Source organism: Paenibacillus humicola (genome assembly GCF_028826105.1).
GTDB lineage: Bacteria > Bacillota > Bacilli > Paenibacillales > Paenibacillaceae > Paenibacillus_Z > Paenibacillus_Z humicola.
Window position 1 is genome coordinate 1,882,762 of the sequence record NZ_JAQGPL010000001.1, and the last position, 13,438, is coordinate 1,896,199.

Consider the following 13,438-nt stretch of genomic DNA (forward strand, 5'->3'; position numbering starts at 1 on the left):
GTTCGGCTCACGGAGCTAGTCGGCCGGCCTCGAAACGATGCGGAGCCTGCAAATCCCGGTCCGGCGGGCGGAAGCGGTGAAACGATTCCCGTACATCGCCGGTTGCCCGGATCCGGTACGCCTTTATTCCCGAACCGGAAGAGGCAGGCATCCCGGGATCAGGCCGATTTGTCCGGCAGTTTAAGTTTCGGCGGTTCTCGTATCGCAAGGCTAATCCGCGAGATTCAAGGCAGAACGGTTGCCATAACGGCGGTGAGCGTCTTTTTAGCCAAGACGGGAAAGGGCTTGCGCGACGAAGAGACACCAACCGTCATGTTCGGAAGCCCTGGCGTAAAACGGATTGTCGTTCAGGCCGTTTCGCGTTTAAAACCGACCTTTATGCTGCACCGGGAATCCACCCGTGCCGTACATACGGGACGTTCCGAGGACGCAGGCCGACCGGATGCAAGAACTGATTCGGGAGCGAATGATTGGACGCACGGAAGCACCCGGGAAGACAGCGGACACAGGCTGGGGCAGTACGAACGGGCACGACGCGGCGCATCCGGTTCGCGTACGGAAGGGCTTGCTGCGAAGGAAACGGCTGCCGTTTTACGCAAGGATATCATCGGTTCGAATAGAGAAATAGCCGGTGCATTTCGGCGGACCGTCCGGACCGGTCCGGTTGAACGGCATATGGAGATCCGTTATCGAGGCGGACAGCCGATGATAGAGCGACTTCAAAGGCTTATCTTATCCAACCGCAGGACGCTGGGGGGCGTCGCGACGGAAACGGTTGCAAAGGTTAAGCCACTTCTTCATAGAACGACTGCCGGCCCGCAGCCGCAGCACTTTTCGGCTCAAAACGGAGGCTTGTCGCCGCCGGGCACAGGTGTTCGCGGAACAGGTGATGACCTTGTTCGCGCAGCAAATGCCGGAAGGCGGAGCCGTGCAGATGCCGCTGTGCTGGCGGCGCCTTTTGAGCGCGAAGTATTGAATTATAGAGAAAACGACCGGCTGAGTAGACGCCCGGATTTGCTGCTTGATTACAGAGAGAACGGACAAACCGGATTTTTCAAGCGGATCGCGGAACGGGTTAACGGCGTTTTTCGAGTAGAGAACCTCATCAGGGAAACGGGACATAGAGACAAAGCCGGCATATACCGCCGTAAGGATTCTGCTGAAACAAGCACGATTATAGTGCAGCGGACCGGTTCGCCGTTTAGTCCGGCAAAAGGTCGGCAGCGGCAGGCTGATACCGGGACAGCAGAAGCCGCAGCAATTGCGGATCAATACCAGGCCGGTTCAATGGGGGTTCGCCCGCTTATCGGACGTTTCATCGCGGGAGCCAAAGTATCGGCAGGTCGGTTATCCGGCGTCCATCGTTTCGCCCGGTCATTTGGACCGCAGCGGGAAAGTGGTTTCGGGAATATCCATCGTACGGAACGCGAAAACATTTCATCAAGAGCTGTATTACCGTCTGCTCGTTCGGTCCGTCACAGGAACGATTCAATGCCGGTTCAGTTGATACGCGCTCTGCGCGAATCCGGCGGCTGGCGGCACGAGGGCCTGGCTTCATTCCGGGACGAAGCTTCGCTGCGATTAACGGCATCCCTTGTTACGCGTTATGCTGTGAACCCGTTTCGTTCCGGCGACGAAGAGCAGGCATCCATGCTGCATGGCTTTCAATCCGACGCTGCGCGGCAGCCGCGAACAGAGCCAAGCCGGAGAACCGGTGTTGCGGGACAGCCTTCCCTGACGCTGAACCAAGGGGCACTCTCAGGAACGGCTGGACCGGCTCCGAGGACGCCGCGGCACGAGCTTCGTACGGGAGCGTCGGGACCGGCTGCGATATCGGTTGGGCATGGATATCGCACCGATGCCGTAAGGCAGGCGCTGAAAGTATGGCAGCCTCTCGTACAGCGCGCAGCCGTCGCGGCCCCGCCCGATGGCGCCGTGGCCGCGATTCGCGCAAAAGCGGCTGCGACGGCGCCGCCGGCAGGGGCGCTTTCGCGGACGGCTGCGCGGCAGGCGCAGCGCACGTCCGCGCCAGGGCTGGCAGCGGCGCCATCGCACCTCGCGCAGCGCACGTCCGCGCCGGGGCTGGCCGCGGCACCGCCGCGCCTCGCGCAGCGCGCGGCCGGCAGCGGCACGGCCCGCGCGGCGGCGCTCGCGGCCGATGTGCGGCGCCGCGCGCAGGCGCCGGCTGCCGCCGCGCCGGCGGACGCGCGCGCGCAATCCGCAGGCGCGGCGGATCCCGCGCTTGCGATGCACTACACCGCGGCCGCCCGCCAGCCCGCGCCGCCGCCGGCGGTCAACATGCGGCCGCCGGCGACGCTGCTGCACGCGGCGAAGCAGGCCGCCGCGGCCTCGCCCGCGCCGGTAGCCGCTGCGCCGCCGCAGGGCGCGACGCCCGGCTTCGACGCCCGGCAGCTGCAGCAAATGCTGGCGCAGCTGCCGCAGCTTCAGCCGGACGTGATCGCGGAGAACGTGTACAAAGCGCTGGAGAAAAAGATGAAATTCGAGCAGCGGCGCAGAGGCTTTTAACCGCGCTCGGCTCACCGGTCAAGGGCTCGGGCATTCGTGAAGGAGCGCATGAAGCATGGCGTTGAAAAAAGCGAAAATCATCGTAAACCGCGGCACCGGCGATGAAGAGCTGGAGGTGCTGTTCAATCCGAGCGAATACGCGCTGGAGTCGTCCAACAAATTCGCTTGGCAGACGATTCCGGGCCTGCAGACGCCAATCGCCCAGTTTATCAGCGGCGAAGCGACGACGCTCAGCATGGAGCTCTTTTTCGATTCCTATGAACAGGGAACGGATGTCCGCCTGAAGACGTCGAAAATTTCCAAGCTGCTCGAGGTCGACAAAGATTTGCACGCGCCGCCGAGCTGCCGTTTCGTGTGGGGCTCGCTCGATTTCAAGGGCGTCGTCGAACGCGTATCGCAGAAGTTTACGATGTTTCTGGATTCGGGGCTGCCCGTGCGGGCGACGCTTTCCGTATCGTTCCGCGCGCTGCAGAGCATGAAGGAGCAGTACCAGAACATTCCGCGCCAATCGGCGGACCGGACCAAGCACAGAATGCTGGCCCAGGGCGATCAGCTCTGGATGCTTGCGGCGGCGGAATACGAGGCCCCGGGCGAGTGGCGGGCGATCGCGGAGGCAAACGGCATCGACAATCCCCGGCGGCTTCAGACCGGACGCAAAATTATTATTCCGAGGCTGGATTGATCAATGGCGGACGTTAAATTCGATAACAGCACGTACACCTTCGATGCGCTCGAGCAAAAATACCGCGGCTTCTTCGCCCCTGCGTTCGAGGTCATGATCGACGGCACCAGCCTGATCCGGCAGAGCGTCGCCATCTCGTCGATCAAGGTCGATACGACGGTGGACAAGAAAGCCGACTCGTTCCATTTTACGGTCGACAACGCATTCGATCCGGTCCGGCGTGAGTTTCAGTGGGTCGATACGCTGCTTGCCGTCGGCAAATACACCGAAATCCGCATGGGCTACGCGGATAAGCTGGAGACGGTTTTTTACGGCCTGATCACGTCCGTCGCACTCGATTATCCGGCAGACGGGAATCCGACCGTGAGCGTCACCGGCATGGACATCTCTTTTTTGATGATGAAAGGGTCGCATTCCAATTCGTGGAAAGAGAAAAAGGACAGCGACGTCGTCAAGGCGATCGGTGCGAAATACGGGGCGACGCTTACGGTCGACGACACGCCGGTGACAAAGCCGATCATCGAGCAGATCCGGATGAACGATTTTCAGTTCATGAATGCGCTCGCCAAGGAAAACGATTATGATTTTTTCGTCGTCGGCAAGAAGCTGTTTTTCCGCAAGCCTAACCAATCGAAGACGCCGGTCCTGACGCTTATGTACGGCAAAAACCTGCGCAGCTACTCGGCCAGCGTCGACATTTCGAACCAGGTCAGCCAGGTGATCGTGCGGGGCTTCGATATGAAAACGTCGCAGGCGATCGAAGCGCAGGCCGGCCAGATCGACATTATCGGGACGAACTCGCGAACCGGGAAAGACATCATGAACGGTCTCGCCTCGTATACGAAGGAATACGTCTATACGAACAGCCGCACGATGCAGGAAGCGCAGGAGCTGGCGAATGCGCTCATGAACGAGCGCGCAATGGATCTCGTGACGGGCTCCGGCGAAAGCATCGGCATCCCGGAAATTCGTGCCGGCCGCTATATCAAGCTGGACGGGCTCGGCGCCAAATTCAATCAGCCGATGTATTTGAAGCAGGTCAGTCACAGCATTTCGGCTTCCGGGTATTTGACGTCGTTCGAAGTGGGGGGCAATGCGATATGATGTTCGACATGGGCAGCGGGGGAAGGGACGAGTCCGGCTTCGTGCAAGGCGTTATGCTGGCAGTCGTGACGAATAACAACGACCCCGAGAAGCTTGGACGGGTGAAGCTGAAATTTCCGCACCGGGAAATCGAGCAAGAGTCCGATTGGGCACGCACCTTGACGTTTATGGGCGGCAAGGACCGGGGCAGCCTGTTCATTCCCGAGGTCGGCGACGAGGTGCTGGTGGCGTTCCATATGGGCGATTTCAGCCAGCCTTACGTCATCGGTTCCTTATGGAGCAAGACGAATCCGGCACCTTCCGGGGCGGATGAGAAAAACAACATTCGCAAAATCAAATCGCGTTCGGGGCACGAGGTGATTTTTGACGATTCGGACGGCAGCGAGAAAATAACGGTCAAGACGAAAAAAGGGCATAAAATCGAGTTCGCCGACCAGAACGACGAAATCAAGCTGACCGACCAAAGCGGCAACCATAACGTCACGATTAGCGGCTCGGGCGCGGGCAACGTCACGGTCAAAAGCTCATCCACCAAGCTGGAAATTACCGGCCAAGGCGACATTACGCTGTCAAGCGGCAAGTCCATTACGGTCAAATCGGCGCAGGTTAACATTGAAGCGCAGGCGGCGCTGAGCCTCAAGGGCGGTGCGACGGTCGACATCAAGTCGGACGGCATCGTCAACATTAAAGGCTCGCTGGTCAAAATCAATTAAAGCGGGAAGGTGAGCGCATGGCCTCCTTTTTGGGAAAAGGGTGGAAATTTCCGATCGAGGTCGACGGGACGACCGGCCGGATTAAAATGGCGGAGCATGAGGACGACATCGCCGAGGCGATCCGCATCATTTTATCGACATCGAAAGGCGAACGCGCCATGCGGCCGGATTTCGGCTGCGGCATCCGGCGGTTCGTGTTCGAGACGACAGACGAAACGACGCTGCGGCTGCTGGAAACCGACGTCCTGGACGCGATCCGGGTCTGGGAGCCCCGCGTGCACGAGGTGGAGGTGCGGGCGATCCGGGATCAGGCGGCGCCGGGCAGGCTGCTGCTGAACGTTTCGTACGTCGTCCGGAGCACGAACAACCTGTTCAATCAGGTGTACCCCTTCTATTTGGATGAAGGGACGAAATAACGCAAAAGGCGGAAACGACGGACGATGACGAATCCTACCCGCTACGGCGGCTTGCCCCTGGCGATCGACAAGCGCGACATGGCCGCTTTCGTGCGCTGGATGAAGGAGGCGGCTCCTTACTATACGCCGGAATGGCGGTTTTCGCCGGACGATCCGGACGCGGGCACGGCGCTCTTTTATTTGGCCGCCGATATGCTGCAGGAGAACGTGAAGCGGCTGAACCGCGCGCCGCAAAAAAACTTCATCGAATTTCTGAATCTGCTGCAAACGAGACTTCAGCCGGCCCGTCCCGCTTCCGCAAACGTCGTGTTCCGGCTGAGCGAAGGCGCGTCAACCACGGTCTGGATTCCGAAAGGGACCCAGCTGACGGCATCCGGCGGAGCCGGAGGAGACGAGCTCATTTTCGAGACGGACCGGCCGATGCTGGTTACGCCCGCTAGGCTGACCGAATTGTTCAACGTCAGCCCGGCGCTTGACCGGATTGCGCTTTCCGCCGATTTCGCCGCTGCAGCTGCCGGGGATCCCGTAACGGCCGAAAACAAGCCGCCGGAAGCCGTCAAGCTGTTCGATGCCGCAGCCGGCGACAACCTGCAGGAGCATGCGCTGTATGTACGGCACGACGATCTGCTGCTGGCGACGCATCCGGCCAAGCTGCGCGTGGAGCTGGAGCATACGACGAAGCGCTTCAAGCAGGAGGAGCTGGCCGAAGCGCTGGCTGATCTCGATCAGCTGGAATGGTCCTATTTTTCGGGCGGGGAATGGCTGCCGTTCGACGGTGTCGCGAAGGGTCCAGGCTCCGTTACGCTTGTGAAGCGGGCGGTTCGTCCGGTCGACAAGACCAATGTCGCAGGGCTTGAAGGGCGCTGGCTGCGCTGCCGGCTGAAGCGATGCGGGGACAAAGCGAATCCGCTGCTGCAGCGCCGACTGGAGCTGGATAAAATCGGCGTTTCCGTCTCTTTTGACGCCGAAGCGGATTCCGAGGTGAACGGCATTCCGCCGACGATGCTCGTGTATAACGACATGGAGCTGAATACGGAGGGCTGCTATCCGTTCGGCGAGCATTTCGCTCCCTTTTCCACGTTTTATATCGGCAGCGAGGAAGCGCTCTGCAAGCGGGAGGGCATGCTGACCGTCAGCTTCGAGCTGCAGGCGAAGGCGAGCCCGCTCCGTACGGCGCCCGATCCGGAAATCCGCTGGCGCTTGATCATGCGCAGATCCGAGCTCGAGAAAAAGGATCCGCCGAAAATCCGCATCCAGCGGGTGCTGTGGGAATATTGGAACGGCAGCGGTTGGCTGAAAATTCCCGGCAGCCAGCGGTACGAAACGCTGTTCGCCGGGCTGCCCGAGGACGAAACGCTTGCCTGCACGGTCTCGTTTGAATGCCCGAAGGACTTGGAGCGGACGTTTGTCAATTCGCAGTACGATTATTGGATTCGCGTCCGGGTGACGGCGATGGACAATCTGTATGCGCCGGAAATGATTTATGTCGCCCCCTGGATCGAAAAGCTGAAGCTGCGTTATGCCTACGGGGAGCGCAGCTTTCCCGCCGAGACGGCGCTCGTCTTCAACAACGCGGCGATGAAGGACCGGACACTCGAAGCCAGCCAGGGAGGGACCCCCTTCCAGCTGTTCGAGGAGATCGATTCCCGTTTCCCGGCGATGGTGCTGGGCTTCGACCGGCCGCCGCTCAAAGGTCCGATCCGGCTTCATTTCTCGCTGCTTCCTTCGAAAATCGTTACGGACAGGCGGCCGTGGATCGAATGGGAAGCGCTCGTCAGGGACGGGACCGTGACGGAATGGAAGCCGCTTCATGTGTTCGACGAAACGAACGGGTTGTCCGAGAGCGGCGCCATTCAATTCGTCGGACCGCCGGACATGATCCCCGCTTTCATGTACGGGCGCGAGCGGTACTGGCTGCGGGCCGTGAATCGCGACGGATGTTTCGATGCGGCGGAAGCGGCGACGCCGGCTGCGGAACGAATCGACTTCAATGCGGTTCCGGCGCTGCAGCAGCTGACGATTAACGGGGAAACGCCGGGGCGTACCCGAGGCGTCTATACGCTGTCCCAATCGCCGGTCATATCCGAGGAAATATGGGTTGACGAAACCGGCTTTTTGTCCGATTACGATCTGGCGCAGCAGATGCGCAGCATGCCTGACCGGTTTGACGTGCTGTACGATTCCGAGGGCAACGTGCATCGGGTATGGGTCAAATGGGAAGGTGTCGATTCGTTCCTTGCCTCGGGATCGCACGACCGGCATTATGTGCTGAACGGCCCGGCCGGAACATTTACGTTCGGAAACGGGGTGAAAGGCCGGCAGGCTCCGCACGAAGGTCCGGACAGCGTCCGCGTCAATTACAAGGTAACGGCGGGCGGGAAAGGGAATATCGCCGCATGGCAAATTACCGGCCTGCAGCAGTCGATCGCCTTTATCGCCGGCGCGACCAATCCGGATCCGGCCGGCGGCGGCTGCGACACGGAGCGGATCGAAGCGGCGCTCCGGCGGGGGCCGCAACGGCTGAAGCATCAGGGAAGAGCGGTAACGGCGGAAGATTTCGAGTGGCTTGCGCGCGAGGCATACCCGGGCCTGGCCAAAGTCAAGTGTCTGCCCAACCGCAATATTCGGATGGAACGAAGCCTCGGTTCGATCACGCTGGCGGTGCTTTCCGAAGCCGGCCGCCTGCTTTTTCCCGGCGTGAAGCGGCAGATCGAATCGTATATCGTGCAGCGGTCGGCGAATACGGTCTCGCTCGCGCCGGCCGTACAGGTGATCGAGCCGGCTTTTCTGGAGGTTTCCGTAAACGTACGCGTCACCGTCGAATCGATGAATGATGTGCTGGAAACGGAAACGGCGTGCCTGGCCAAGCTCGGCCAGTTTCTGGACCCGGTTCGCGGTCAGCTGGACGGAGCGGGCTGGGAAATCGGGGAGGCCATCCATATTTCGCTGTTTTATTCGCTGCTGAAATCGGTGCGTACGGTCAAAAACGTCGATCAGCTGTACATGTCGGTCGTCAAGCTGGAGGACGGCGAACGGAGCGAGATCGATCCGGCAAAACAAAGCTTGTACCCGCATGCGCTGGTCTGCAGCGGAACGCACGTCGTCAAAGTGGATATCGGTTAAAGGGAGGTGGACGCCGTGCTGCCGTCGCCGAATTTGGACGACCGCCGGTTTGAGCAAATTGTGCGCGACGCGCGCAGCGCCATTCCGAAATGGCTGCCCGACTGGACGGATGAAAATGCGCACGACCCGGGCATCACGCTCGTCGAGCTGTTCGCCTGGCTCTCGGAAATGCAGCAGTACTATATCAATAGGATCCCGGAGCGGAGCCTGCTAAGGTTTTTGAAGCTGCTCGGAGAGAAGCCCGGGCTTGCCCGCGAGGCCCGGACGGAAGTAAGCGTCGGCGGCGCCGCTCGTGTTATGCCGCTGCCGGCGGGGACAAAGCTGGCGGCGCAGGATCAGCGCTTCGAGACGACGCAGCCGATCTCTCTCCATCCGGCGAAGCTGGAGCGCGTCATCGTCCGGACGGAGCGCGATGCGAACGACTATACGTCGACAAACGAGAACGGCGGCGTCTCGTTTTACGCCTTCGGGCCGGACGCGCGGGCAGGCAGCCGGATGTATGTCGCCTTTGACCGGGAGCTTGCGGCGGGGACCGTGATGTCGGTTTATTTCGAGCTGCATGAGCCGGGCGCCGTCCCGTTTACTCCGCCGGCCGACGCGCGCCGCGACGTCATCCCTTCGGCCGCCGTTTCGTGGAAATATTACGGCATTTCGTCGGATACAGGGGCGGGCGGAACAGCGGAGCCCGGCGAAGCCGCGCTCGCGGGAGGCTCCGGGTGGATGCCGCTCGAGATCGTGGAGGACGAAACGCTTCACCTCATGTACGGCGGCACGCTCACCTTTCGCGTTCCCGGACCGATGCGGCCGGTAATGGTGCATCCCGCGAACGACCGCGGCCGCTACTGGATCTGCGGTATGGTGGAGGAAGCCGGCTATGAAAATCCGCCGCGAATCGAACATATCGCGCTCAATACCGTCCCCGCCGTGCAGCGGGATACCTTCAGCGAGCTGTTCCATGCGGACGGCAGCGGGGAGCCCGTCCAGAAGGTAACCGTATCCTCGTTTTTGGCCGCATTCGGCCACATTCGCGTTCAAACGCGGGAAAACGGCGGATGGCTGGAGTGGAGGGAATTTGCCGGACAACGTCCGGCAAGCGGGCGGGAAAACGGTCCGCTTGCAGGCGGGGCAAGGCTGTATCGCTGCGAGCAGCAAATCGATTCCGGCGAAGCGCATATCGTCTTTAGCGGCGGAGATGGCCGGGCGGTTCCGCCGCAGGGAGCATCAACGATTCGGATTGTCGCTTCCGCGCCGGAGTTCGAAGCGATGCGGCTGCTCGGCCGGACAGACGGGCTGCCGGCGCAGCGCCTTACGGCCTACGATTGTCCGCTGCAGAACGGGCGCTTTATGCTGCAGATCGGATCGAAACGGCGAGGCGGCGAATGGCTTTGGGAAGATTGGACCGAAGTGGACGATTTTGACGGGTCGGGGCCGGACGACAATCATTTTGTGTACGACGAAACGAGCCGCGAAATCCGCTTCGGCGACAACGAACGGGGTCGTGTCCCGGCGGCAAGCGAAGAACCGAACGTGATCGTCATCGTCTGCAGCATCGGCGGCGGGACGCGGGGAAATGTGAAGCACGGCATGATCGACCGTTTTATCCACCCGTATTACGAAGAGGCCGGTCTTACCGTGACGAATCACGCTTTTGCCGGCGGCGGTAAAGAGCGGGAATCGCTGCAGGACTGCATCGAGCGGGTGCAGACCCGGCTCTCGGAGCCGTTCCGCGCCGTGACGGGCGAGGATGTGGAACGGCTCGTGCTGCGTACGCCCGGCCTCCGGGTCGCCAGAGTGAAGGCGCTGCCGCTTTATTTGAAAGGGCTTCGCGATTATCCTCGCAGCCAGGCGCCGGGACAGCTGACCGTTGCGGTCGTGCCGTACAGTCCGGCGGCTGCGCCCGTACCGAGCAAAGGCTTCCTGCAAACCGTCCGGCGTCATTTGGACGAGCGCCGTCTCATCACGACCGAGGTGCATGTCATCGCGCCGGAATATATTCGGATTACCGTACATGCGGTCGCGATCGTCGAGCCCCACTTCGTCGACGAGGGCAGGCAGATGACGGCGGCGCTGAACCGGCTGCTGCAGCCGCTTGACGGCAATGACGGCTCCAAAGGCTGGCCGTTCGGAAGAACCGTGTACAAAGGCGATTTGTACGGCATTCTGAACGAAATGAAAGGCGTCGCCTTCATTCAGGAGCTGTGGCTGGATGCCGAAGGACAGCATTACAGCCGGACGCCGTCCGGGGATATCGAAATTCCGCCGTACGGGCTGGTCTACTCGGGCGAGCATGAGGTCGAGCTGATCAGCAGGACCGATATTTAAGGCAGGTTCATTTTTAAAGCAGATATTTGCAGCGGTCATGAAACGGCTTTCGGAGGAGGTGATGGAGTGGAACGGGAAACGCTATTTTTCTCCTTGAACAAACAGGCGGATTTCGAAAGCGGCGGCAGCGACAATTTGGAATGGACGCCGCAGGGCTTGCGAATCAAGCAGACGCAAAAATACGGCGTTCGCTCCACGCTGCGCCTGGGCGAGCTGGAAGGCTTTCCGGGGGCGCGCGATTTTGCCGTCGGGCTGTACGGCAGGCTGTTCGTGCTCGACGAAGCAGCCGATGTCTGGATATACGATCAGGACAACCGCTATCATGAAAAGCTGTTTCCTTCCGGCCATCAGCTGTTCGGAAGCCGTTCGATGCTTGCGGTGACCGGTGACATGCTGATCGTTGCGGATCCCGAAGGAGAGACGGTCCTCTCGGCGTTTGCAATCGGCAACAGCCAAAGGTACTGGACGCTTGCGGACTATGACGGAATCCGGATCCATCCGCTTGCGGCGGCTGCGGACGATACGTTTGTGTATGTCGTTATGCCTTTTGACGTCTTGACGACGGAGGACGGCGAGAGCATCGTGCCTGCGGAAGGCCGGATCGGGATCGTCCAAATCGACCGAAGCGGGCAATGCCGGGCCGTTATGACCGACGACAAGTGGCAGGTCAAGACGGACGAGCCTCTGCGCGCAATGGACAAGCGCTTTTTCGCCGCCGTCGCCGGCGACAGCAGCGTGTACGTATTCGATACGGCGGATCATATTTTATACGGCTTCGAAAGCGACGGTGCGTTAAAATCGCGCATTTACCTGCCCTCCCTGCGGTTTGCCGGTCTCGCCGTCGATTCGCACAGCCAGCTCTATATCGGCGATTCCCGCATCATTGCGGACGAAGGCGAGGACGACCGGTTTATCCTAAACCTCGGGCAAACGGGCGAGTGGATCAACAAGGTGCCGGGCTTTCGGGGTAAAACGGACAAGCTGATGTTCGACGCTCGCGATCGGATGTTGATTTTGAACGAAGAGGAAGACACGGTGACCACGCTCGAGCTGCAGCCGCGAACGCAGGAGCGCGAAGAGACCGGCATGCTGGAGGGCGTCTGCCTGACGGCCGCGCTCGACAGCGCGGAGGCGGAGAACGTCTGGCACAAAATGACGCTCGATGCCGATATTCCCGATGAAACGCAGCTGCACGTCTCCTACTTTTGCTCGGACCGCGACAGCTTGATCGTTAACGGCTCGTATACGGCGGTCGACGCCTTTATCCGCAGCCCGGGGCTCAGCATGAAGGAAAAGGCCGACGCGCTGGCGACCTTCTGGTCGCCGCCGGTCATTAACCCGCGCGACGCCTTGTTTTTTGGCGCAAAGGGGCGCTACCTGTGGCTGAAAATCGAATGGATCGGCAGCGAGCGGAAAACGCCTTCCCTGTCCAAGCTGCGGGTTTATTTGCCGCGAACGACGCTGCTGTCGCACCTGCCCGCCATTTACCAGGAGGACGCCAGCGGCTTCACGGAACGGTTCCTGTCGCTGTTTGGCACGATGTTCGACAGCATCGAGGAGAAAATCGGCGAACTGCCGCGTCATTTTGACAGCGAGCTGGTGAGCGGGCCGTATTTGAAATGGCTCGGCGGCTGGCTCGGCATCGAGGTGGATGAGCATTGGAGCGACGAGCAGATCCGCCGGTTTATCCGGGAGGCGCCGGAGCTGTACCGGTACCGGGGCACAAGGCGCGGCATCGAGAAAATGGTCGAGATTTATACGGGTGCGAAGCCGTTCATCATCGAATATTTTCAATATCGCGCCATGCGGGAAGCTGCGGAGCTGCGGGAAATCACCGATCAGCTTTACGGAATGCACCCGTGCAGCTTCTCCGTGCTGGTGACGACGGAGCAGGCGCCGACGGAAAAGCAGCGGATTATGCTGCAGCACATGCTCGACCAGCAAAAGCCGGCTTTTACCGAAGCGCATCTGATCGTGCTGCAGCCGTGGATGTACCTCGATATGCATACATACTTGGGCGTCAATACGCTGCTTTCCGAGCCTTCGCTGCTCCATCTCGATCCGAACCGGTCGATGCCGAGCGACACGCTTATCGTCGACGTTGACCGCGACCATCGCATGGACCAGCATACGCGGCTCGGACTCGATTCCGAGCTGGAATAGGGGCGGATTACGTATAGGGAGCGTTTTAAGACAGGCGCCGGATTCGGCGCCGAAAATAGAGCGATTATTCCCTGGCCGGTACGTGCTAAAAACGAGACTGCCGCTGTATACGTAACAGTAAAGGCGGCCCCCGAGACCTGTTGGGTTGACGGTGAGGCAGCATTAGGCGCTTGCTCGAAAAGGAGCGTCTGCAAGAAGCGGCGCAGAAAACTTAAAGTTTATGCTTCCGAAGCAAGTTTTCTGCTTGCGGGGAAGTATCTCGAAGAAACAAGCGCAGAAAACTTTTAGCCTATGCTTCCGAAGCAAGTTTTCTGCTTGCGGGGAAGTATCTCGAAGAAGCTGGCGCAGAAAACTTTTAGTTTATGCTTCCGAAGCAAGTTTTCTGCTTG

Annotated in this window: 8 protein-coding genes; all 8 read left to right on the forward strand. The window is 60.4% G+C overall.

Translation table 11 applies throughout. The annotated features are described in order from the left end of the window. Positions 1 to 1,491: 1,491 nt before the first annotated feature. Positions 1,492 to 2,526: a hypothetical protein gene (locus tag PD282_RS08800; RefSeq protein ID WP_274650187.1), complete on the forward strand. Its 1,035-nt coding sequence runs from the start codon at positions 1,492 to 1,494 to the stop codon at positions 2,524 to 2,526. A gap of 55 nt (positions 2,527 to 2,581) precedes the next feature. After that, complete coding sequence (locus tag PD282_RS08805; RefSeq protein ID WP_274650189.1) at positions 2,582 to 3,208, forward strand: CIS tube protein; 627 nt, start codon at positions 2,582 to 2,584, stop codon at positions 3,206 to 3,208. A gap of 3 nt (positions 3,209 to 3,211) precedes the next feature. Then, complete coding sequence (locus PD282_RS08810; protein ID WP_274650191.1) at positions 3,212 to 4,312, forward strand: phage late control D family protein; 1,101 nt, start codon at positions 3,212 to 3,214, stop codon at positions 4,310 to 4,312. Then, positions 4,309 to 5,025, forward strand: coding sequence for a phage baseplate assembly protein V (locus PD282_RS08815; protein ID WP_274650193.1), 717 nt, complete (start codon positions 4,309 to 4,311; stop codon positions 5,023 to 5,025). Before PD282_RS08810 ends, PD282_RS08815 begins: the two co-directional genes overlap by 4 nt. Before the next feature lie 17 nt (positions 5,026 to 5,042). Then, entirely contained in the window at positions 5,043 to 5,441 is a 399-nt protein-coding gene (locus tag PD282_RS08820) for a GPW/gp25 family protein (RefSeq protein WP_274650195.1), read from the forward strand. Between the two features lie 24 nt (positions 5,442 to 5,465). Next, positions 5,466 to 8,564: a baseplate J/gp47 family protein gene (locus PD282_RS08825; protein WP_274650197.1), complete on the forward strand. Its 3,099-nt coding sequence runs from the start codon at positions 5,466 to 5,468 to the stop codon at positions 8,562 to 8,564. Between the two features lie 15 nt (positions 8,565 to 8,579). Continuing rightward, entirely contained in the window at positions 8,580 to 10,886 is a 2,307-nt protein-coding gene (locus PD282_RS08830; protein WP_274650199.1) for a putative baseplate assembly protein, read from the forward strand. 66 nt (positions 10,887 to 10,952) lie between these two features. Next, positions 10,953 to 13,049: a phage tail protein gene (locus tag PD282_RS08835; protein ID WP_274650201.1), complete on the forward strand. Its 2,097-nt coding sequence runs from the start codon at positions 10,953 to 10,955 to the stop codon at positions 13,047 to 13,049. Positions 13,050 to 13,438: the final 389 nt, after the last annotated feature.